The sequence below is a fragment of the Mesorhizobium sp. RCC_202 genome, from assembly GCF_041355295.1.
Lineage (GTDB): Bacteria > Pseudomonadota > Alphaproteobacteria > Rhizobiales > Rhizobiaceae > Mesorhizobium.
The window spans coordinates 572,013-595,514 of sequence record NZ_JBFUPO010000002.1 but is presented as its reverse complement, the minus strand read 5'-3'; the positions used below and the strand labels follow the sequence as shown (position 1 = coordinate 595,514).

Below are 23,502 nucleotides of genomic sequence, written 5' to 3'. Positions count from 1 at the left end.
ACAGATCGAAACTTCAGCGCAATGATCTACGCTTGCGCATCCGTCATCAACTCACGCTGATTCTCAACAGGCCCTAGCGCGCATTACCGGTTCTTTGCCGCGACAACAGCCTCGACGTTCTGTCGGTGAACGGCCTCGTATGGCTGGAAGTACTCAACCGCCGTTGTTGCAAACATATCCGCGCCGAAAGTCTTCAGGTCCTGCCTGGCCAGATCGGGGTCGTGTCGGCAGCCAAGCAGCTTGCGGATATAGGTCTGCGTCGCGGCGATGAGGCTTCTGTCGTAGCCACCCGCCTCGATTGCTTCCAACGAACCATGGTTGGGCAGGATCCGGTCGAATTGCCAACCGGACATGCGCTCAAGGTCGACCAGATGTTGCGCCAGTCGTTCCGGCTCGGAGACATAGGTGATCGAATCTTCCAGCGTGTCGCCCGCCAGCAGCAGGCCGGCGTCGGGCATCAGCAGCACCGTGCCGTCGTGGCTGTGGATTTCGACCTGGCGGAGTTCGACGGGGATCGATCCTACCGTGAGGCGGAGGCTGTGCTCGAACGTTTTGTTGGGCAGGATCAGCGGCCTGATCGGCGGATCGCCGGCTTCGATTTCGGCGCGGCCGCGTTCGAGCGCCGAGGCCGTGAGAGCGTTGGCGATGATCTCGCAATCCTGGAACACCTCGTTGCCGGCAATATGGTCGTCATGCCAGTGGCTGAGCACGACGCGGATCGAGGTCACGCCCATGTCTTCAAGCGTTCGCCTGATGAAGCGGGCATGGGGCAGGGATATATGCGTGTCGTAGACCAGCGCCTGCGCTCCATCGACAATCGCATAGGTGCAGATGCCGAGCGCATAGGCGCCGTCGTCGAGCCAATTCGGGCCATCCGACCAGATGCGGACGCCATCGATGCGGCCGTCGTAGAAGCCGAGCACGTTTGGCGCCGGGTGGACCAGCCGCATGGTCGAGCCGAGGGGCGGTTTGGTCATCTGCGCGTTCTCGATCTGGGGGCGCTCAGGCGATCAGCTGGCCAAAACGATCGACTTCGTCGGCCGTCGTGGCAAAGCTGGTGACAAAGCGATAGAGCAGCTCGTCCTCGCCCAGATGGCCGTCGAAGCCATGCGGCTTGTGCCAATCATAAAAGGCTGCGCCGGCTGCCTGCAGCTTTTCGGTCTCCGTCTTTTTCATCACGGCGAAAACCTCGTTCGCCTGCGGCAACCAGGCCAACTTGGCGGTCGCCGAATCCTCGATCGCCGCCGCCAGGCGAGCGGCCATGGCGTTGGCGTGACGGGCAGTGTCCAGCCACAACCCGTGCTTGAAATAGGCGTCGAACTGCGCGGCGATGAAGCGCGACTTGGAAAACAGCTGCGCGGCCCGCTTGCGCAGGAAGGCCAGTTCCTTGGCGCGGTCGAGATCGAACAGGATCACGGCCTCGGCGCACCAGCAGCCATTCTTCGTGCCGCCGAACGAAACGATATCGACGCCGCGCTTCCAGGTCATTTCGGCAGGCGTCGTCTCAAGCGCCACCAGCGCGTTGGCAAAGCGGGCGCCGTCCATATGCAGCGGCAAGGAATACCGCTTGGCGATTTGCGAAATCGCGGAAATGTCGTCGAGCCCATAGATCGTGCCGACTTCGGTCGACTGGGTGATCGAGACTGCCGTCGGCCGTCCCCAGTGGACGATCTCGGGTGCAAAGCGGGCGATGGCCCGGTCGAGATTGTGCGGGTCGATCTTGCCCAGCGCGCCGTCGACCGCATGCAGGCGCGAGCCGCCGGAAAAATATTCCGGCGCGCCGCATTCGTCCTCGATGATGTGCGATTCGCGATGCGCAAAGGAAATGCCGCCAGGCTTGCTGTAGGCGGCCAGCGAGAGCGAATTGGCGGCGGTGCCGGTGGCGACGAAGAACACTGCGACCTCGCGCTCGAAAACCTCACTGAAATGCCGGTAGACGGCGCGGTCAAGCTCACCATCGCCATAGGCGGTCGAAAAGCCGCCGGCATTGGCTGACAGGCCGGCGGCGATACTGGGGTGGACGCCCGCCCAATTGTCGGATGCAAAGAACATTGAGAAGTCCGTATCATGGTTGGCAAAAGCGGCGCGACTTGACCGCTTCGGCGGTTGAAGCGCAAGGGCCAGCGCTTCGCAAAGTGGTGAAGCCAGCCTGTCGCCCGAAAATCGCCGGGACCAAAGCTTACGTTTCCGGTGCCTGTCACGAAATTTTGTGTCGCGGCGCGGCCAAGATTTTTGTGAATCGGTCTTGTATGGCTCCCCGATTTCTGTCATAAAAAATTTAGGACAGTAGTGCTGTCTTATTTTGTCGCACAAAACAGGCTGGACTGGCGTATCATAGTGCCATTCCGGCTATTGTCGCGAGCGGCGGGTAGACGGCCCGGCTCTGGCCTGTACGATACCGGATGCGAACCGGGCGTATGGCCGTATGGTTCGGTTGGATTTCGCAAGACGTGCAGCAAGGATCAAGGGGAAGCATTCTCGCTTCCCAAGGCAAACCAGCGCCCTGAGACAGTCAGGGCCAAGGTGAAGAACGGAGGATAGGACGATGACGGAATTGACGCCATCTGCGATCGACGGCCAGGCCGCGCAGACGAAAGCGGCAGCCGTTAAAAATACCGTCCTGACCAAAAATCTCCGAACTGCCAACGGCATGGCCGCGCAGGGCCTTTACCATCCGCGCAACGAACATGATGCCTGCGGCGTCGGCTTCATCGCCAACATGAACGGCGTGAAGTCGCACCAGATCGTCGTGGACGGTCTTGCCGTGCTGGAAAACCTGACGCATCGCGGCGCCGTTGGCGCCGACCCGCTGGTCGGCGACGGCGCCGGCGTGCTGGTGCAGATTCCGGACGCTTTCTTCCGCGAGGAGATGGCGGCCAAGGGCGTCGAACTACCGCCGTCCGGCCAATATGGGGTCGGTCACTGGTTCATGCCGCAGGACGCCACGCTGCGCGCGCATATTGAAGAAATCATCGCCGAGTCGGCGCAGTCGGAAGGGTTGCCGCTGCTCGGCTTCCGCGATGTCCCCGTCGACAACTCCTCGCTGTCGAAGGCGCCGGACATCGTGGCGTCCGAACCGTTCCACCGGCAGGTGTTCATCGGCCGCACGGCCGACATCCCGGACGATGAGGAATATGAGGCGAGGCTTTACCTGCTGCGCAAGGTGATCTCGGGCCGCATCTATGCCGAGAACAACAACCAGGATATCGGCTCCTATTGCGTGTCGCTGTCGGCGCGCACCATCGTCTACAAGGGCATGTTCCTGGCCTACCAGGTCGGCGCCTATTACAAGGACCTCAAGGACCCGCGCTTCGAAACCGCGCTGATCCTGGTTCACCAGCGTTTCTCGACCAACACCTTCCCGTCGTGGAAGCTCGCGCATCCCTACCGCATGGTCGCCCACAATGGCGAGATCAACACCGTGCGCGGTAACAACAACTGGATGGCGGCGCGCCAGGCCTCGGTCGATTCCGAGCTGTTCGGCAACAACATCTCGAAGCTGTGGCCGATCTCCTACGAAGGCCAGTCGGACACGGCGTGTTTCGACAACGCGCTCGAGTTCCTGTTCCAGGGCGGCTATTCGCTCAGCCACGCCATGATGATGCTGATCCCGGAAGCCTGGGCCGGCAACAAGCTCATGGACGCCGACCGCAAGGCTTTCTACGAGTATCATGCCGCCCTGATGGAACCGTGGGACGGCCCGGCGGCTGTCGCCTTCACCGACGGCCGCCAGATCGGCGCCACGCTCGACCGCAACGGCCTGCGCCCGGCGCGCTACATCGTCACCGACGACGACCGCGTCATCATGGCATCCGAAGCCGGCGTGCTGCCGGTGCCGGAGGAAAAGATCGTGCAGAAGTGGCGGCTGCAGCCTGGCCGCATGCTTCTGATCGACCTCGTCAAGGGCCGCATCATCCCCGACGAAGAGATCAAGTCGGAGATCGCGGCCAGGCATCCCTACAAGACCTGGCTCGCCAACACGCAGCTCATCCTGGAAGATCTGAAGCCGGTCGAGCCGCGCGCGCTGCGCAAGGATGTCAGCCTGCTCGATCGCCAGCAGTCGTTCGGCTACACGCAGGAAGACACCAAGCTCCTGATGGCGCCGATGGCGACCACCGGCCAGGAAGCCGTCGGCTCGATGGGCACCGACACGCCAATCTCGGCGATGTCGGACAAGTCGAAGCTGCTCTACACCTATTTCAAGCAGAACTTCGCCCAGGTCACCAACCCGCCGATCGACCCGATCCGCGAGGAGCTGGTGATGAGCCTGGTGTCGTTCATCGGCCCGCGGCCGAACATCTTCGACCTGGTCGGCACGTCGCGCCGCAAGCGGCTCGAGGTGCGCCAGCCGATCCTGACCAATGGCGATCTTGAGAAGATCCGCTCCATCGGCCACACCGAGGACCGTTTCGACACCAAGACGATCGACATCACCTACGGTTCGACCGAGGGCGCGGCCGGCATGCAAGGCGCTATCGACCGGCTCTGCGAGCGGGCCGAGGCGGCGGTCGCCGGCGGCTACAACATCATCATCCTGTCCGACCGCCAGGTCGGTCCGGACCGCATCGCCATTCCGGTGCTGCTGGCGACGGCGGCGGTGCACCATCACCTGATCCGCAAGGGCCTGCGCACCTCGGTCGGCCTCGTCGTCGAATCCGGCGAGCCGCGCGAGGTGCATCATTTCTGCTGCCTGGCCGGCTATGGCGCCGAAGCGATCAACCCGTATCTCGCCTTCGACACGCTGCTCGACATGCACAAGCGCGGCGAATTGCCGGAAGAGGTCGACGAGTACGAAGTCGTCACCCGCTACATCAAGTCGATCGGCAAGGGCATCCTCAAGGTGATGTCCAAGATGGGCATCTCGACCTATCAGTCCTATTGCGGCGCGCAGATATTCGACGCCATCGGGCTCAAGTCGGAGTTCGTCGAGAAGTACTTCACCGGCACCGCGACGCTGATCGAAGGCGTCGGCCTGGAGGAGATCGCGACCGAGACGCTTAGCCGGCACAACGATGCCTTCGGCAACGACCCGGTGCTGCGCAACACCCTCGAGGTCGGCGGCGAGTATATGTTCCGCATGCGCGGCGAGGCGCATATGTGGTCGCCCGACGCGGTCGCCACCTTGCAGCACGCGGTGCGGCAGGGTTCGTGGGACACGTTCAAGGACTATTCTGCGCAGATCGACAGCGCGACCGCGCGCGCGCAGACGATCCGCGGCCTGTTCAAGATCAGGCTTGCGGAGGAGACCGGGCGCAAGAAGGTGGCGATCGAGGACGTGATGTCGGCGGCCGAGATCGTCAAGCGCTTCTCGACCGGGGCGATGTCGTTCGGCTCGATCTCGCGTGAAGCGCACACGACGCTGGCGCGCGCCATGAACCAGATCGGCGGCAAGTCGAACACTGGCGAGGGCGGCGAAGAGGCCGACCGATATCTGCCGCTGCCCGGCGGCGGCAAGAATCCGGAACGCTCGGCGATCAAGCAGGTCGCCTCGGGTCGGTTCGGCGTCACAGCCGAGTATCTCGTCAACTCCGACGTCATGCAGATCAAGGTCGCGCAGGGCGCCAAGCCCGGTGAAGGCGGCCAGCTGCCTGGACACAAGGTCGATGCGACCATCGCCAAGGTCAGGCATTCGACGCCCGGCGTCGGCCTGATCTCGCCGCCGCCGCATCACGACATCTATTCGATCGAGGATCTGGCGCAGCTGATCTATGATCTGAAGAACGTCAACCCGGCGGCCGATGTCTCGGTCAAGCTGGTGTCGGAAGTCGGTGTCGGCACGGTGGCGGCAGGTGTGGCCAAGGCGCGCGCCGACCACATCACCATCTCGGGCTATGACGGCGGCACCGGCGCTTCGCCGCTGACCTCGCTCAAGCATGCCGGCAGCCCGTGGGAAATGGGCCTTGCCGAAACGCACCAGACGCTGGTGCTCAACGGCCTGCGCTCACGCGTGGCGCTGCAGGTCGACGGTGGCTTGCGCACCGGGCGTGACGTCATCATCGGCGCGCTGCTCGGCGCCGACGAGTTCGGCTTCTCGACCGCGCCGCTGATCGCGGCCGGTTGCATCATGATGCGCAAGTGCCACCTCAACACCTGCCCGGTCGGCGTGGCGACGCAGGACCCGGTCCTGCGCAAGCGCTTCAAGGGCGCGCCCGAGCATGTCATCAACTTCTTCTTCTACGTGGCGGAAGAGGTGCGCGGGCTGCTCGCCGAAATGGGCTTCACCCATCTCGACCAGATCATCGGCGACGCCGACCTTCTCGAGAAGCGCGACGTCATCCAGCACTGGAAGGCGCGCGGGCTCGACTTCACCAAGATGTTCTATAAGCCCGATGCGCCGCATGAGGCGCTGCACTGGACCGAGCGGCAGAAGCATCCGATCGACGATGTGCTCGACCGCAAGCTGATCGAGCTGGCCAAGCCAGCGCTGGAAAGCAAGCAGCCGGTCAAGATCGAGGTCGATATTCGCAATGTCGACCGTTCGACGGGAGCCATGCTGTCGGGCGAAGTCGCCAAGCGCTTCAAGCACAAGGGGCTGCGTGAGGACACCATCCAGGTGAAGCTCACCGGCACCGCCGGCCAGTCCTTCGGCGCCTTCCTGGCGCGCGGCATTTCGTTCGATCTTGTCGGCGCCGCCAACGACTATGTCGGCAAGGGCCTTTCGGGCGGGCGCATCGTCATTCGGCCGCCGGAAGGATCCAAGATCGTCGCGGCGGAATCGATCATCGTCGGCAATACGGTGCTCTACGGCGCCACCGAGGGTGAGGCCTATTTCGCCGGCGTCGCCGGCGAGCGCTTCGCGGTGCGCAATTCGGGCGTCGCGGCCGTCGTCGAAGGCGTCGGCGACCATGGCTGCGAATACATGACCGGCGGCATCGTCGTCGTCATCGGCCAGACCGGCCGCAACTTTGCGGCCGGCATGTCGGGCGGCGTCGCCTATGTGCTGGACGAGAAGGGCGATTTCGCCGCGCGCTGCAACATGGCCATGGTCGAGCTGGAGCCGGTTCCGGAAGAGGACGACCTGATGGAGAGGCTGCTCCATCATGGCGGCGACCTCGATCACAAGGGTCGCGTCGACGTCTCAGGCGACATGACAAGTCATGACGAGGAGCGGCTTTACCAGCTGATCTCGAACCACGTGCATTTCACCGGTTCGGTGCGCGGACGCGAGATCCTCGACGATTGGCAGAACTTCCGGCCGAAATTCCGGAAAATCATGCCGGTGGAATACCGCCGCGCGCTGATCGAGATGGAACGCATGCGCATGGGCGTCGCGGCCGAATAGACTTTCGCAATTGCCGGGGAGCCCAGCTTCCCGGCTCCTTCATCGACAGCTTGACCTCTTACGGCAAGGTTGCCACGGCAGCCTCAAGGGATTAACGGGTGCGGCGAAACCCGCACCATCTGGACAGCAGGAAACTGGACCATGGGCAAGGTAACAGGCTTTCTCGAGATCGACCGGCAGGTGCACAAGTACCAGCCTGCATCCGACCGCATCCGGCATTTTCGTGAATTCACGCTGCCGATGTCGGACAAAGAGGTCGAGAAACAGGCCGCGCGCTGCATGGATTGCGGCATTCCGTTCTGCCACGGGCCGACCGGCTGTCCGATCCACAACCAGATCCCCGACTGGAACGACCTCGTCTACAATGGCGACTGGGACAATGCGATCCGCAACCTGCATTCGACCAACAATTTCCCGGAGTTCACCGGCCGCATCTGTCCGGCGCCCTGCGAGGAAGCCTGCACGCTGAACCTCGAGGACATTCCGGTCGCCATCAAGACCGTCGAGCAGGCAATCGCCGACAAGGCCTATGAGACCGGCCATATCCGGCCCTATCCGCCGGAGAAGAAGACCGGCAAGCGGGTCGCCGTCATCGGCTCCGGCCCGGCCGGCATGGCCGCCGCCCAGCAACTCGGCCGCGCCGGCCACGACGTCCATGTCTATGAGCGCGAAAGCCGCCCGGGCGGGCTGATGCGCTACGGCATTCCCGACTTCAAGATCGAGAAGCACTATATCGACCGTCGCATCGAGCAGATGCAGGGCGAGGGCGTCACCTTCCATTGCGGCGTCAATGTCGGCGTCGACAAGACCGTCGCCGAACTGCTCGAGGAACATGACGCTGTGCTTTATTGCGGCGGCTCGGAAACGCCGCGTCCGGCGGGTATTCCGGGCGACGATCTCAGCGGCGTCTACGACGCCATGCCCTATCTGGTGCAACAGAACCGCCGCGTCGGCGGCGAGCCCATCCAGTCGGTGGCATGGCCCTCGCATCCGATCATCGCCAGCGGCCAGCATGTCGTGGTCGTCGGCGGCGGCGACACCGCGTCCGACTGCGTCGGCACGGCCTTCCGGCAGGGCGCGGTGCGCGTCACCCAGCTCGACATCCGTCCGCAGCCGCCGGAGAAGGAAGACAAGCTCGCGGTCTGGCCTTACTGGGCAACGAAGATGCGCACGTCATCCTCGCAGGCCGAGGGCGCGGAACGCGAATTCCAGGTGGCGACACTCGAATTCATCGGCGAGGACGGCCAGCTCACCGGCGTGCGCTGCTGCGAGGTCGACGAGAAGCGCAAGCCGATCGCCGGCACCGAGTTCGTCATCCGCGCCGATCTCGCCTTCATCGCCATCGGCTTTGCCGGCCCGGCGAAAGCCGGCGTGGCGGCGGAATTGGACGGGCAGATGAAGATCGTCACCGATAGCCGCAGATCGCGCAATGTCGACGCCAACGACCGCGACTACAAGACCAGTGTCGACAAGCTCTATGCGGCGGGCGACGTCCGCCGCGGCCAGTCGCTGGTGGTGTGGGCGATCCGCGAAGGCCGCCAGGCGGCGCGCTCGATCGACGAGGCGTTGATGGGTTCGACGGTGCTGCCGCGTTAAAGTGGGCTAGAGCGTTTCACCGTTTCATGGAAACGGCGAAGCGCTCTAACTCTTTGTTTTGACGCAATTCCGGACGGAAAACCGCTCACACTTTTCCTGGAATTGCTCTAACCCGCGGTATCCTTTTCTCGCGAACTGCCCCAGAGCATTTCACCGTTTCATGGAAACGGCGAAATTCTCTAATTATTTGTTTGACGCAATTTCGGACGGAAAACCGCTTCACACTTTTCCTGAAATTGCTCTAGCTGATCAGCAGCTCAACCGCCCAATAGAGGCCGATGACCATCTGGACCGCAAACGCGGAAAATCGAGCCTTGACCGCGTTTGGACTGGTCGACGTCAAATGAATGGCGGACTGGAGCAATCGCGCAACGAGAAACCAGTATGCGAGCGGGTCGGTGATGCCGGTCCGCGAAGTCATCATGGCCAAGGCCATGAGACTTCCGAAGATTGGAAGTCCCTCAATGCAATTCGCGTGAGCGCGCGCAAGACGCTGTAAAAAGGGCGAAAGACCTGCGTTATCCGGTGCAAATCCATTGGCGGGGATGCGGCCGTTCAGTACGAGGTGCGTGCGCAATATCTCCATCCATGTGAGCAATAAAAGGGTCCAAGTCACGAACCCAAGCAATGCGTAGCCCGTTGCCGACATATTCGCCCCCCGACTTTGAGTTCGGCCAAAAACCGATAATGCCATTGTTCGGCTCGGCACGGAATTGCCGCTAGGCAGGACCGTCGGTCAAGGAGTTGCCGTCGCCGCGTCCGGCGTGGCGGCTGCTGTCGCCGGCGGCTGCGTCGTCGGCGGCCAGGAAAAATCGTCGGCGCGTCCGGGCGAGGCGGCAGGGGCCTTGCCTTCCATGATCAGCTTTTCGCCTGGCAGGTTCGGATCGGCCTTGGCTGCCGGCGCGGCGCCGAGCAATTCCGTTCCGCCATCCAGCGCCGGGTCGCCGAGCAGCATCGGCGCGGTGCGGTCGACGATGACGGGGGCAGCCGCAGGCTGCGGCGCTTCGACCGGCGCGCCGGCCGGCGCGGAAACCGTGGTTATGCTTCCCGGCGCCGCCAGCCCGAGGAGCTTGGCCAGCGGCTTCTCCGTATAGAAGGCGAGCTTGCGCTTGCCGGCCTTGGTGACGTTGATGCCGTCGTCGGAGCGCAGGCGCACGGGCTGGCCGTTGATGTCGGGGCCGGAGGTGACGAAAGCGCCGTTCTCGTCGACGAAGCCGTCCCAGACATCGACGAACTCGCCGCCGTGACTTTGGGCGGCCGAGTGGTAGATGTCGTTGAAGGCAAGCATGTCGGAGTTCATCTTGGTGACACCGAAAGCCGGCATGCCGACCCACAGGAACGGCACCTTGGCGTCCTGGATGGCCTTGCCCAGCGCATCGGTGCGGCGCTCATATTCCTTGGTCCAGTTCTCCGAGCGCGGCTGCTCGCGCACGTCGCCGACCTTCATCTGCTGGCGGTCGTTGGAGCCCAGCATGACGATGACGGCTGCCGGCTTCTCGGTCTCGATCAGCGACTTGATCTCGACCGGCCAATTGTAGAAATCGTCACGCGCGAAGCCGGACGAACCGTTGCTGCGGACGACGATCCTGACGGCCGGATTGTCGGCGAAGGCGGTGTCGAGGCCCTCGGCAAGCCCGCTGGCCATGAAATCGCCGACCACCAGCACGACCTTGGCGTCCGTCGTCTTTTCGACGATCGGCGTCTCCGGCTCGGCCGGCGGGCGGGGTTTCGATTTCTTCTTCGGTTTCGGCCTCGCCTTTTCAATGTCGAGCGGCGGCTCGACGCGTTCGCTGCGGCGCGGGAACAGGAGGTCGCGCAGCGACCAGCCGTGACTTTGCTCCTGCGCGAAAGCGGGCGTGTGGAAAGCTCCGGCGGCAGCGACTACCAGTACAGCCAGCGCGAGAACCAGGATCGGCACGCGGCGAAAAAGCAGCCGGATACGCGCAACCGAAACCAATCACCTCTCCATCCCTTGACGCATGACCGGTATCAGAGGCCATGCGCACCGAGGCGTTACCGCGTCGCGGCTGTCCTGGAAAAAGGATGCCGGGCGCTTTTCGCCTACTCTACTTCTTGCGAAGCCATTTGAGCACTTCCATGCTCGGATAGCCATCCTGGGTCAAGCCGACCTTGGCCTGATAGGTCATGATGGCGGTTTTCGTGCCGTCACCGATCTTGCCGTCGAACTTGCCGTCATAAAGCCCGTGTTCGGAAAGCCGCTTCTGCAATTCCTGGCGTTCCTCGAAGCTGAGCTTGGTGAAGGGACGCTGCCAATCCTGGACAAGGCCGCTGCCGCCGGCGATCTCGTCGGCGAGCAGGCCGACGGCCAAAGCGTATTTGTCGGCATTGTTATAGGCCTTGATGACCGAAAAATTCCTGATCATCAGAAACGCCGGCCCACCGCGACCGTCGGGCACTTTCAGCGTTGCCTTGTCGCTCAGATTCTTGAACGGCTTACCGCTGGCCCTGACGACGCCGAGCGTCTGCCACTGGGCGATCGTTTTTGCCCCACCGGGCAATTTGCCGGCCGGGATGGTCACTTCGTAGCCCCAGGTCTTGCCTGCCTGCCAGCCATTCTTCTTCAACAAATTGGCGGCGGTTGCCAGCGCATCGGGGATCGAATTCCAGATGTCGCGCTTGCCATTGCCGTCCATGTCGACCGCATAGTGCTGGTAGCTGGTCGGGATGAACTGGGTCTGGCCCATCGCGCCGGCCCAGGAGCCCATCAGATGGCTCTCGTCGATGTCGCCGGTCTGCAGGATCTTCAGCGCCGCGACCAATTGGGTGCGGGCGTATTTCGAACGTTTCGGGTCGCCATAGGCGAGCGTTGCCAGCGAACGGACGACATTGCGCATGATGTCGTCGCGCTTGAGGATTTCGCCGTAATTCGATTCCATCGACCAGATGGCTAAAAGGATGTTGCGGTCGACGCCGAACCGCGCCTCGATCCGATCGAGCCAGGGCTTCCACTTCTTCGCCATCGCCTGGCCGTTGGCCACTGACTGGTCGTGCACGCGGTTGTCGAAATAGTCCCAGGCCGGCGCGGTAAATTCCGGCTGCGTGCGGGCCTTTTCCAGCACCACGGGGTCGGGTTCGATGCCTCGCATGGCCTGATCGTAGAGGGATCCAGAAACGCCGCCCGCCACCGCGGTGGCGCGGAAGCCGGCGACCCACTGGCGGAAGCCGGCGTCGGCGAAAGCCGGTCCGGCGGGCATCAGCAAGGCGAACGCGAGGCCGGCGGCCGTCGCGAGGGCCGTCAGGCGCCTGGCCGTGTTTCGAACCGACATCTTTTCCTCCTTCGTCAAATCATGAAGGATCATTCAACGCCGAACCGGGTTAGTATTTAGTTTACCATAGGTGCCGCCGGGAACGAAAACAGGCGTCGCGGCTTTTAGGCTGCACGTTCAAATCGGCGCTTCGCTCGTTCAACATTCCGGCGTGAAAACGTTCGGGGGGATTGCGGAGCTTGCCGCCGAGCGGATAATTGACCAAACGGATGGGTGGTACAGCATGAAGCGAGTTCGCAAGGCAGTTTTCCCGGTCGCCGGCCTCGGCACGCGGTTTCTTCCGGCCACCAAGGCCATTCCGAAGGAGATGCTGACCGTCGTCGACCGGCCGGTCATCCAATATGTGGTCGATGAGGCGCGCGAGGCCGGGATCGAGCATTTCATCTTCGTGACCGGCCGCAACAAGGCGGTCATCGAGGATCATTTCGATATCCAGTTCGAGCTCTATGACACGCTCGCACAGCGCGGCAAGGACGAGCAACTCGCCCGGTTGCAGCGGTTGCAGCCGGCGCCGGGCCAGACAAGCTTCACCCGCCAGCAGGTGCCGATGGGCCTTGGCCACGCCGTCTGGTGCGCACGCGAACTCGTCGGCGACGAGCCGTTCGCGCTGTTGTTGCCCGACATGATCATGCAGTCGGAGAAGAGCTGTATGAAAGCGATGGTCGAACTCTACGAGGAAACCGGCAACAACATCATCGCCGTGCAGGAATGCGATCCGGCCGAAACCCACAAATATGGCATCGTCGGCCGCGGCGAGGACACGCATCATGGCTTCCGCATCACCGAAATGGTGGAAAAGCCGAAGCAGGGCACCGCACCGTCCAATCTCTACATCAACGGCCGCTACATCCTGCAGCCCGAGATCTTCAAGATCCTCGAAAGCCAGGAAAAGGGCGCCGGCAATGAGATCCAGCTTACCGACGCGATGCTGAAGCTGGAAAAGCAGCAGTCCTTCTATGGTTACCACTACCAGGGCCGCACTTTCGACTGCGGCTCGCCGGAGGGTTTCGTCGAAGCCAATGTCGCCTTCGCGCTCTGGCGCAACGACATGAACGAAAACATGGCCGGTGTTATCCGCACATTGCTCGACGAGATGAAGCCGTCGGCCCGGCGCGGCGCTGCCTCTTAGCCTATCGTCAGATCAGGCCGGTACTGAGCCTCGGGGTGCAGCGTCAGCGCTGCACTTTCAGGCCGAGATAGATGCTGTTGGCGACATAGTCGCGGCCAGGCAGGTTGCTGGTCAGCTTTTCGGTCCTGACGCGGGTGGTGAGACCGGCATAGCGGTTCAGCCACCAGGTCAGACCGGCCTCGGCGCTAAGAATCCGATCATGACCGTCGATGCCGGTGTAGTGGCGCCAATCCAGGCCGAGCGCGGCATTTGCCGTCAGGTTGGCGCGAATCTGCCGTTCGCCGGTGAGCCGGCCTGAATAGAGGACGTCGCCGCTCTCGCCGGCTGTCGTGGTGGTCTCGACGGTGGTTTTGCCGGTGAGGCCGATGGTGGTGCCGCGCTCGGGCGACCATTTGAGGTCGGCGTCGATGCTCGGGCCGGCGACTGCCGGGAGGCGACTGTCGTCGATCGCCTCGCGCAGCCAGCCGGCGGAAAACTCACCCGACAGTTTTTCGCCCATATCGAGCTCAAGGCCGGCGCGCGCGCCGAGCCTGGTTGAGGATCGCTCGAAGCCGTCAGTGTCGAGCCGCAGATCATAGACGCGACGGCCAGTCTCGACTTCCGCGAAGGGTGTCAGGGCCGGCGATATCTGGTAGCCGGTGCGCAGCGTCGCCGTGTAGAGCGTGTTATCGCGATCCTTCTGCGATATGCTGGTGCCGTCGGTGAGCGTGGCGTCGCCATAGAAGTCATGTGAGATCGAGCCGGTCAGCGCATAGCGCATCTTGCCGACGCTCTTTTCGATGCCGAGGCTGCCGTCCACGGTCTGGCGCAGCGGCTGCTCGTTGACGCCGGCGATCGCGTCCGGCGAAGAGGCCGATTCCGGCGCGGCCTCATAGCCGAGCTTGGCGATGGCGCGCAGCTCGTTGTCGAGGTCGACATTGAGCTGGCCTTCGATGCGGCCCTGGCCGTCATTGATCTTCTCGCCCGAGACTGTGTTGCGGAACAGGCCGTAACCGGTGATCAAAGCCGAATTCTCGCGCCAGTCGGAGGTCGCGGAGAAGCGTAAATTCGTCTCCGACAGCACCGCCGACTTGCCGGTGCTGCTGGAATCGGCGTTGGAGGTCGCGGTAAAGCCCTGCTCCAGCGTCGGCCGGAAGACGAAAGTACCGACCTTGATGCCGGGGGCGGCAAAGGGATCGTCCTCGGGCTTGACCTTCTGGCCGCCGATCGAGGCGGTGCGTTCCTGGCCCGGGTCGAGCTTCTGCTTGTCGACGCTGTCGATCGTCACGGCACGGCGGTTGCCGCCGTCGTCGTCAGCCGTCGCGGCATCGGTCTGGTCGCCGGAAGCAGCCGTCGCGCCGGTGGCCGTGCTGTCGGTGGTGTCGCCGGTCTTCTTCCTGGTCTTTTTCTTGTCGGCGGTCTTGGCATCGGCTTTCGCCTTGGCGTCGTCGGCGCGCTGCTTTGCCGTCGAGGGCCGGCGCGGCTTCACCGGCGTCGGATTGGCGGCCAGGGGATCGTCGTTCGCCTGCGGCTGGTCGAAAATGCTGCCCGTGGCGCCGGCCGCCTGGTCATCATCCGTAACGGCGCCCGGACTTGCCGTCTGATAGGTGGCTGCCGGCGCGTCCAGAGCCGGGCTCGCCGGTGGCGGCGTCTGGTTCTGCGCACCTTGCGCCCGCATCTGCCTGGCTTTGCGCTGCTGGTCGGCAAGGATGGCCGATTCGGAGACTTCGCCGCGCAGCTCGGTCTCCTGGGAGAAGGCCGGCGCCGGCCGCAGCAAGGCAAGCGCGCTTGCCGTCATGAGCAGTGCCGCGACGGCAATGCCCTTTCGACCGAATTTCGTTTCAGGCTGGCCCCCGGACATCGTCACCACTGCTTGCGCGGCGCAGGCGCGCCATCCTTACCGAACCGTAAATGCGGATGGTTAACGGAGGGTTGAGAGAGCCGCTCTACGAGGCTCCTGAAACGCGCCTCGCGGCAATTCTGTTGGACAGGGACGCGCCAAAGCGCTAATCGCTTGCGGCATGCATGCGGGGTCCCCAGAAAGAAAACAGCCGGACGGCCAGACTGCGATCGAATCGGCGCTGAGAACGGTGGCGACGGAACAGGCCGGTGTGGCGGCGTTGGCCGCTGCGCTCGAAAACGGACTGGCCGAACCGTTTGCACGCGCCATCGCGCTCATTTCCAACATCGAAGGCCGCGTCATCGTCACCGGCGTCGGCAAGAGCGGCCATATCGGTTCCAAGATCGCCGCCACGCTTGCCTCGACCGGCACACCCGCCTTCTTTGTCCATCCGGCGGAAGCCAATCACGGCGATCTCGGCATGATCGGCAGGGACGATGCCATCATCGCCATGTCGTGGTCGGGTGAAAGCAAGGAACTGATGGGCATCGTCGCCTATTCCAGGCGCTTTTCGATCCCGCTGATCGCCATCACCTCGGGCGAAAGCTCGGCTCTGGCGCGCGCGGCCGACGTCGTGCTTTTGCTGCCGGCTGTGCCGGAGGCTTGTCCGCATGGGCTGGCGCCGACAACCTCGGCCTTGCTGCAACTCGTCATGGGCGATGCACTGGCGATCGCGCTGCTTGAAGCTCGCGGCTTCACGCCGGACCATTTCCGCACCTTTCATCCCGGCGGCCAGCTCGGCGCCAACCTGATGCAGTTGCGCGAGATCATGCATGTCGGCGACCGCCTGCCGCTGGTGCCGTCCGGCACCGGCATGCAGGAAGCGATTGCCGAGCTGTCGCGCAAAGGCTTTGGCTGCGTGGCGATCACCGGCGCTGATGGCGCGCTGGTCGGCATCATCACCGACGGCGACATCCGCCGGCACATCGGCAGCGATCTTCTGTCGATGAGCGTCGATCAGGTGATGACGAAGAAGCCGAAGACGGCCGAGCCCGAGACGCTGGTGGCGACGGCGCTGCAGACGATCAACACCTCGGCCATCACCAGCCTGATGGTGGTCGAGAGCGGACGCCCGGTCGGGTTGGTCCACCTCCACGATCTGCTGCGCATCGGTGCCGCCTGAATCTCAACGCATACCAGTCCAACCTCAGGCCGCTTCTACCGTAAGTTCCAAATCGGTATCGGCGGCGCTGATGACGCGCACTTGCGTGCCTGCGGGCAGGTCGGGACCGGCCACACGCCACAGCGTGTCGCCAAGCTTGATGCGGCCGCGGCCGTTCTTGATCGGCTCTGAAAGCGTCGCCAGCTTGCCGACCATCTGCGCGCCGCGGCGGTTGAGCAGCGGCTGGTCGGCGTCGTCGTGGCGGCCGGCCATCAGTTTCCTGCCGACGAAGGCCGAGATCAGCGACAGCACCAGGAAGACCAGCACCTGGACCTGCCAGGTCCAGAAAGCGGCGTCCCAGATCGCCAGCGACACCGCGCCGACGATGAGCGCGGCAATGCCGATCCACAGCATGAAGACGCCCGGCGCGACGATCTCCATCAGAATGAGCACGAAGCCCAGAACCATCCAGTTCCAGGGGCCGAGTTCGGAAATGATACGGTCAATCATAATGCCCACCTATTGGAGCAATTCCAGAAAACGGCTTTCCGTCCGGAATTGCGTCAAAGCAAAGGGAGAGCGGTTCTGTGTCTCCATGAAACCATGAACCGCTCCAGACATCAGTTTTCGTTCGGGCGGACCACCGGCGGACGCGCTGCCTGTCTTTGCGAGCCGGCGGTGCCTTCGGATCTGAAGACTTCCTTGGCGATTTCGCCGATGCCGCCAAGCGTGCCGATCAGCGAGGAGGCCTCAAGCGGCATCAGCACGACCTTGCTGTTGGTGGCCGAGCCGATCTTGGTCAGCGCCTCGGTGTATTTCTGCGCGATGAAGTAGTTGAGCGCCTGCACGTCGCCCTTGGCGATAGCCTCCGACACGACCTGCGTCGCCTTGGCTTCGGCCTCGGCCGAGCGCTCGCGCGCTTCGGCGTCGCGGAAGGCGGCTTCCTTGCGGCCCTCGGCCTCGAGGATCTGCGACTGCTTCAAGCCTTCGGCGGCGAGGATCTGGGCGCGCTTGTTACGCTCGGCGGTCATCTGCCGGCCCATCGATTCGATTAGATTGGCGGGCGGGTTGATGTCCTTGATCTCGACGCGGGTGATCTTGATGCCCCACGGATGCGCGGCCTCGTCGACGACGCGCAGCAGGCGTTCGTTGATGGCGTCGCGGTTGGACAGCAATTCATCTAGGTCCATCGAGCCCATGACGGTACGAATGTTGGTCATGGTCAGGTTGAGGATGGCGTTCTGCAGGCCAGCGACCTGGTAGGCCGCCTGGGCGGCATTCAGGATCTGATAGAAGGCGATGCCGTCGACACCGACGATGGCGTTGTCGCGGGTGATGATTTCCTGCGTCGGGACATCCAGCACCTGCTCCATCATGTTCATCTTGGCGCCGATGCGCTCGAAGATCGGGTTGATGATGTTGAGGCCGGGGGTCAGCGTCTTGGTGTAACGGCCGAAGCGCTCCACCGTGTAATTATAGCCCTGCGGCACCGTTTTGATGCCTTTGAAAAGAAGGATGATAACCAGGAAAACAAGAACGACGATGGCAATATCGAAACCGCTGAAGCCCATTTCGTATCTCCCTCAATAGGCACCGACTTCACGGAATCACTTAAGAGTGTTTCCGCAACGTTACAATCAGGTGATCGCGAATATTGGTTAGCGAAGGCTTTTGCGCACTGGTTTTCGGTCAAATCCAGCCCGACAATTCCCGCCGCACCAGCATCTCGATCACGGCCATGCCCTCGGCGCTGTCGTTGAGGCAAGGAATATGAGCGAAGTTCTTGCCGCCGGCGTGATGGAAGGTTTCGGCCGCCTCGCGACCGATCTCGTCCAGCGTCTCGATGCAGTCGACGGAAAAGCCCGGATTGACGATGGCGATCGACTTCACGCCATCCTTGCCGAGGTTCTCGACGGTCTTGTCGGTGTAGGGCTGCAGCCACTCCTGCGCGCCGAAGCGCGACTGGAAAGTGGTGATCAGCTTGTTCTCGTCCCAGCCGAGTTTTTCGCGCAGCAGCCGCGTCGTCTTCAGGCAGTGGCAATGGTAGGGATCGCCCTTTTCGAAATAGGGTTTTGGGATGCCGTGATAGGAGGCGATGACCACTTCCGGCTCAAAATCCAGCGTCGAGAGATTCTGCTGGATCGAACGCGCCAGCGCTTCGATATAGACCGGCTCGTCATAATAGGGCGGCACGCTGCGGACCGCGGGTGCCGCCCGCATCTTCATCAAAGCGCGAAACAGCTGGTCGTTGGCGGTCGCCGTCGTCGTCGCCGAATATTGCGGATAGAGCGGCAACGAAAGGATGCGATCGCAGCCTTGCGCAACCAGCCTTTCGGCAACGCTCGCGGTCGAAGGGTTGCCGTAGCGCATGGCCCAGTCGACTATGACATCCGGCTGGTCACGGAGCGCCAAGCCGAGTTTCTCGCCTTGCGCGCGGGTAAAGGTGCGCAGCGGCGACTCATTCTTCTCGCGGTTCCAGATCCTGGCATAGTTGGCGCCCGACTTCTTCGGCCGGGTGGTCAGAACAAGCCCATAGAGGATCGGATACCAGATCGCCTTGTTGAGCTCGATGACGCGCGGGTCGGACAGGAATTCCCTGAGATACCGCCACATTGGCTTGAAATCGGTGCCATCGGGCGTGCCGAGATTGATCAGCATGACACCGACCTTGCCGGTCTTGACCGGCGGATGCCCGAGCGGCCGTGGGCCAAGGGCTTTCGCGGCTTTGGCATCGGTGAGGCTGGAAAGCGTCATCAACTGTCTCCGGGTATCGGCGCGAAACTAGCGATGCCCCGCCGGTTTTCAAGGCTGCGTCTGGCCGCACCCTATCGCGTTACGGTCCAAGAAAGGAAAACACCCGCCCGGTTTCCCGGACGGGTGCGACAATGAGCGCCGAAGCGGTTACTTCGCGGCGGGTGGAATGGTCAGGGTCGCGCCGAGTGGCAGGCGGCGTGGCTTGTAGTCCTTGTTGGCGTCGGAGATCAGTTTCCACTTGGTGGCGTCGCCATAGGCCTTCTTGGCCAGCTCCCAATAAGTGTCGCCGGCGGCGATCACATGGCTGGTCTCGACCGGCTTGGCCGCGGCAGGCGCTGCCTCGGCTGGTTTTGCCGGCTCGGCTGAAGGAGCAGGCGTTGCCGTTTCGGCCGGTTTTGCCGGCTCGGCGGCTGCCGGAGGCGCCGGCGGGGCAGGCGCTCCCTCCGTCGAAATGGCCGGCGGCGTGTTGGCGATGTCGCCTGAATTCGCCGGCAATGCGGGCATTGCGGGCGCCGTCTGGGCCGGCTTTGCTGCTTCTGCAGGTGCAGGCGTCGCCGGAGCAGTTTCGGCCGGCTTTGCGGGCTCAGCGGCCGGGGCGGCGGCCGTGGTTGCCGCTATCTCGGTGATGCGGCCGTCGATCTTCGGCGTATAGGGCCGATGCGCGCTCAGGTAATCGGCAACCACCTGCTCCAGCCCAGGGCCATAGTCATAGGCGTCGGTGGCCTTTTCGGCGAAGACCTTGTAGCCGTCGCCGCCTTGGCGGACATAGTTGTTGGTGGCGACCAGATACTGCTTATCCGGGTTGATCGGCGCCCAGGCGCCGTTCTCCATCACCTCGACCGACTTCAGCCGGCCGGCATTGGGGGCGACCGACTTGTCGAAGGAATATTTGAGGCCCGCCACCTGCGGAAAGCGGCCGGCGCCGTCCTCGATCTGGCTGAGGCCGCCTTCCAGCCCGGCGACGAGGTCCTTGCCGGAAATCTTGAACGTCGCCAGCGTGTTCTGGAACGGCAGCACGGTCAGCACCTCGCCCATGGTCACCGTGCCCTGGTCGATCGAGGCGCGCAGGCCGCCGCCATTCGAGATGGCGATCTCGACGCCTTGCCCCTTGGTGCGGTCGAGGATGGCGTCGGAGACGAGGTTGCCCATCTCGCATTCGCGCGCGCGGCAGCTCTCGCGGCTGCCGTCGATCGGCTTGGTGGTCTCGGCGACCTCCTTGTTCTTCAAGGCCTCGATCGGCGCGCCGAGTTCCTTGATGCGGGCGAGCACGGCAGGGTCGGGCGTGATCGATTTGTCGAGATAGATGGGCGCGCCGCTCGCTTCCTTGACGACGCCATTGTCGTCGAACACGACCTTGAACTCGCCGAGATATTTCGAATAGGACGCCGCCTGCACCACCGGCACTTTGGAACCGTCCGGATTGTCGACCATCGTCGGATAGGGGCCTGCCGCTTTCGGATCGGTGTTGGACAAAAGCGTGTGGCTATGGCCGCCGACCACCACATCGATGCCCGGGATCTTGGCGATCACGTCGCGCTCGCGGTTATAGCCGATATGGGTGACCGCGATGATCTTGTTGACGCCTTGCGCCTTGAGCTTCTCGACCTCGGCGGTGATCGACTTGACGTCGTCGGCAATGGTGATGTTGGGGCCGGGCGAGGCGAGCTCGGGCGTGTCGTTGGTGACGGCGCCGATGATGCCGATCTTCTGGCCGCCGACCTCGACGACGATCGACGACTTGAATTTGCCCTTGGCGCCGGACTTGTCGTTGGGCACGACATTGGCGCTGACGATCGGGAACTTCGCCTTGTCGAGGAAAGGCACAAGTGCTGTCTCGCCGTCATCGAACTCGTGGTTGCCGAGCGTGACCGCGTCAGGCTTGATCTGGTTGAGGAACTCCTCTTCCACGGCGCCCTTGTAGGTGGTGTAGAACAACGAGCCCTGGAAACTGTCCCCTGCATTGAGCAGCAACACGTTCTGGCCTTCGAGCTTCTTGCGCTCCTGGGCGATCGCGGTGATCAACCGGCCGGCGCCGCCAACGCATTCGCCCTTGGTCTCCTCGTCCGCCGAACAGGTGGATTCGTATTTGTTGTTGCCTTCGATGCGGCTGTGCCAATCGTTGAAATGCAGAATGTTCAGCGTGTAGTCGGCAAAAGATACGCCCGCCGACAGGCCAAGCGTCGAGGCGGACAGGGCTAGAATGGCGGCAATCTTCTTCATCTTCGTCTCCCGGATGAGCTGACTTGAAGGTGCTTAAAGCCCTCGCTTGACTGGAAAATAACAGCCAGCTCGGGTCATGTTCACATCGCGATCCGGTCGATGCAAGCGGAAATCCCGGAGTACTTTGCCGGCACAAAAAAGGACGGCGGCTCACGCCGCCATTCCTGTTGGGCATCGATGTCTGCTGCGCTCAGGCGCGGCGGGTGAGCACGAAATTCTGGCCGCTGGCGCTGGTGCAGTTGAGCTGGCTGGTGGAAACCATCAGGCAGTTGAAGCTGACCGGCGTCTGGCGGATCAGCGAGGTGCCGTGGATCTCAACCGACGTCGCACCAGTCATGGTGTAGCTGCCTTCCGACAGCTTCTGGCCGGTGTCGGTGGCGACGGTAGCGAAGCTGCCGGCGTTGAAGGTCGAAAGCCCGGTGCCTTTGGCGTCGATCCAATTGCCTTCGACGCCTTTGGGCGCCGCCGCCATGGAAGGCTGGTCGGAAGGGCCGGTGGTGGTACAGGCGGCAGCGGCCAAAAGGCTTGCCGCGGCGCCTGCCGAAAGCAGTTTGCGCGCAATGGTCATGATCAAAATCCTCTCCTCTCGCATCGGCCCGAAAATCGGGTTTCCGATTTTCGGAAAGCACGATGCGTGCATTCAAAGTGCTAGAGCGTACTTTGTGCGTCCGAATGGACGCACGTCGCTCTAGGCCGCTCCCTCTCAATCGCCCGATTTCCGGGCGATTGCAAGGCGGTGAGGCCGGTAGGTCCCGCTGCTATCGCACCAGGATGTTGCGGAACTGCCACGGATCGTCCTTGTCGAGATCCTCCGGGAACAGGCCGGGGCGGTTATCCAGCGGCGTCCAGTCGGTGTAGTAGCCTCGGACCGGCCCGAGATAAGGCGATTGCACTTCGAGACAGCGCTTGTAGTCCATCTCGTCGGCCTCGACGATGCCGGCTTCCGGGTTTTCCAGCGCCCAGACCATGCCGGCGAGCACCGCCGAGGTGACCTGCATGCCGGTGGCGTTCTGATAAGGCGCGAGCTTGCGCGCTTCGGCCAGCGACAATTGCGAGCCGTACCAGTAGGCGTTCTTGCCGTGGCCGTAGAGCAGCACGCCGAGCTCGTCGACACCGTCGACCAGCTCGTTCTCGTCGAGCACGTGGTGGACCGGCTGCGGCTTACCCGCGGCGCCGAACATCTCGTCCAGCGACAGCAGGGCGTCGTTGCAGGGGTGATAGGCGTAGTGGCAGGTCGGCCGGTAGTTCACCTTGCCCTTCTTCGAGCGCACGGTGAAGAAATCGGCGATCGAGATCGCCTCGTTGTGCGTCACCAGCAGGCCGTATTGCGCGCCCGGGGTCGGGCACCAGCTGCGCACCCGCGTGTTGGCGCCCGGCTGTTCTAGATAGATCGCTGCCTTGGAGCCATGCTTGTGCTTCTTGCCGTTCTTCGGCATCCAGGTCTCATGCGTGCCCCAGCCGAGCTCGGCCGGCTGCAAGCCCTCCGAGATGAAGCCCTCGACCGACCAGGTGTTCCAGAACACGTCCATCGGCTTCGGCTTCTTGGTGCGCTGGGTGTCGCGCTCGGCGATGTGGATCCCCTTGACGCCCGCCTTCTTCATCAGCTTGGCCCAAGCCTCGCGATCTTCCTGCGCAGGCTCGGAAAACTCCAGACCAAGATCGGTGGCGAGGTTGACGAGCGCCTTTTTGACGAACCACGAGACCATGCCCGGATTGGCGCCGCAGGTCGACACCGCCGTGGCGCCGCCGGGCTTGTCGTGCTTTTCCTTGATCATGGCTTCGCGCAGCGCATAGTTGGTGCGGCTGGCATTGTCGGCCTTGGCGTCGAAATAGAAGCCGAGCCACGGCTCGACGACGGTGTCGATGTAGAGAACGCCGAGCTTGCGGCAGAGCCGCATCAGGTCGACCGAACCGGTATCGACCGACAAATTGATGCAAAAACCCTGGCCGCCGCCATTGGTCAGAAGTGGCGTCAGCAGTTTCTTGTAGTTCTTCTCGGTCACGTGTTCCTGGACGAAGGCGATGCCGCGTTCGTCGAGTAGCTTGCGGTCGGTGTCGAGCGGGTCGATGACCGTCATGCGCGACTTGTCGAACTTGAAATGGCGCTCGATCAGCGGCAGCGTTCCCCGCCCGATCGAGCCGAAGCCGATCATCACGACAGGGCCGGTGATCTCACCGTAAACGGGCCAGTTTTCATTCGCCATTTTTTCGCGCACTCCTTCAAACACAAGCAAAACCGGGCAAACATATGCA

The 23,502-nt window shown here is 63.0% G+C and carries 16 protein-coding genes; 4 read left to right on the top strand and 12 right to left on the bottom strand.

Going from position 1 to position 23,502, the window contains the following annotated elements; all coding sequences use genetic code 11:
* Positions 1-83: 83 nt before the first annotated feature.
* Positions 84-977, bottom strand: coding sequence for an MBL fold metallo-hydrolase (locus AB6802_RS07100; RefSeq protein WP_371009304.1), 894 nt, complete (start codon positions 975-977; stop codon positions 84-86).
* 25 nt (positions 978-1,002) lie between these two features.
* On the bottom strand, positions 1,003-2,052 hold the full coding sequence (locus AB6802_RS07095) for a low specificity L-threonine aldolase (RefSeq protein ID WP_371009303.1): 1,050 nt from the start codon (positions 2,050-2,052) through the stop codon (positions 1,003-1,005).
* 493 nt (positions 2,053-2,545) lie between these two features.
* On the opposite strand from AB6802_RS07095, the gene gltB reads away from it, so the two are divergent.
* A complete protein-coding gene (gltB, locus tag AB6802_RS07090) occupies positions 2,546-7,282 on the top strand; it encodes a glutamate synthase large subunit (RefSeq protein WP_371009302.1) in 4,737 nt (1,578 codons plus the stop codon).
* Between the two features lie 141 nt (positions 7,283-7,423).
* Positions 7,424-8,878 carry a glutamate synthase subunit beta gene (locus AB6802_RS07085; protein WP_371009300.1) on the top strand — a complete coding sequence of 485 codons (1,455 nt, stop codon included), beginning with the start codon at positions 7,424-7,426 and terminating at the stop codon, positions 8,876-8,878.
* A 241-nt stretch (positions 8,879-9,119) separates the two neighbouring features.
* Here AB6802_RS07085 and AB6802_RS07080 read toward each other — a convergent pair whose 3' ends face one another.
* The 3 genes from AB6802_RS07080 to AB6802_RS07070 form a co-directional block, all read right to left on the bottom strand.
* Entirely contained in the window at positions 9,120-9,527 is a 408-nt protein-coding gene (locus AB6802_RS07080) for an MAPEG family protein (RefSeq protein WP_371009299.1), read from the bottom strand.
* 87 nt (positions 9,528-9,614) lie between these two features.
* Positions 9,615-10,835: a DUF459 domain-containing protein gene (locus AB6802_RS07075; protein ID WP_371009298.1), complete on the bottom strand. Its 1,221-nt coding sequence runs from the start codon at positions 10,833-10,835 to the stop codon at positions 9,615-9,617.
* Positions 10,836-10,944: 109 nt separating this feature from the next.
* A complete protein-coding gene (locus AB6802_RS07070; protein ID WP_371009297.1) occupies positions 10,945-12,165 on the bottom strand; it encodes a lytic murein transglycosylase in 1,221 nt (406 codons plus the stop codon).
* A 223-nt stretch (positions 12,166-12,388) separates the two neighbouring features.
* Between AB6802_RS07070 and galU the strand changes: the two genes are divergently transcribed.
* Complete coding sequence (gene galU / locus AB6802_RS07065) at positions 12,389-13,294, top strand: UTP--glucose-1-phosphate uridylyltransferase GalU (protein ID WP_371009296.1); 906 nt, start codon at positions 12,389-12,391, stop codon at positions 13,292-13,294.
* Between the two features lie 43 nt (positions 13,295-13,337).
* On the opposite strand, the gene AB6802_RS07060 is transcribed toward galU, so the two are convergent.
* Complete coding sequence (locus tag AB6802_RS07060; RefSeq protein WP_371009295.1) at positions 13,338-15,134, bottom strand: outer membrane beta-barrel protein; 1,797 nt, start codon at positions 15,132-15,134, stop codon at positions 13,338-13,340.
* Positions 15,135-15,294: 160 nt separating this feature from the next.
* On the opposite strand from AB6802_RS07060, the gene AB6802_RS07055 reads away from it, so the two are divergent.
* Positions 15,295-16,296, top strand: a complete 1,002-nt coding sequence (locus AB6802_RS07055; RefSeq protein WP_371009294.1) for an SIS domain-containing protein — start codon at positions 15,295-15,297, stop codon at positions 16,294-16,296.
* A gap of 24 nt (positions 16,297-16,320) precedes the next feature.
* Here AB6802_RS07055 and AB6802_RS07050 read toward each other — a convergent pair whose 3' ends face one another.
* From AB6802_RS07050 to AB6802_RS07025, 6 genes are all read right to left on the bottom strand, one after another.
* Positions 16,321-16,785 (bottom strand): NfeD family protein, encoded by a 465-nt coding sequence (locus tag AB6802_RS07050; protein WP_371009293.1) that lies wholly within the window; start codon positions 16,783-16,785, stop codon positions 16,321-16,323.
* Positions 16,786-16,895: 110 nt separating this feature from the next.
* Entirely contained in the window at positions 16,896-17,846 is a 951-nt protein-coding gene (locus tag AB6802_RS07045; protein WP_371009292.1) for an SPFH domain-containing protein, read from the bottom strand.
* Between the two features lie 118 nt (positions 17,847-17,964).
* The gene (hemH, locus tag AB6802_RS07040; protein WP_371009291.1) at positions 17,965-19,029 is read right to left on the bottom strand and encodes a ferrochelatase; all 1,065 of its coding nucleotides are present in this window, start codon (positions 19,027-19,029) and stop codon (positions 17,965-17,967) included.
* Between the two features lie 147 nt (positions 19,030-19,176).
* Positions 19,177-21,249, bottom strand: a complete 2,073-nt coding sequence (locus tag AB6802_RS07035) for a 5'-nucleotidase C-terminal domain-containing protein (protein ID WP_371009290.1) — start codon at positions 21,247-21,249, stop codon at positions 19,177-19,179.
* A gap of 190 nt (positions 21,250-21,439) precedes the next feature.
* Positions 21,440-21,817, bottom strand: coding sequence for a hypothetical protein (locus tag AB6802_RS07030; RefSeq protein ID WP_371009289.1), 378 nt, complete (start codon positions 21,815-21,817; stop codon positions 21,440-21,442).
* Positions 21,818-22,007: 190 nt separating this feature from the next.
* Positions 22,008-23,453, bottom strand: a complete 1,446-nt coding sequence (locus AB6802_RS07025; RefSeq protein ID WP_371009288.1) for a homospermidine synthase — start codon at positions 23,451-23,453, stop codon at positions 22,008-22,010.
* Positions 23,454-23,502: the final 49 nt, after the last annotated feature.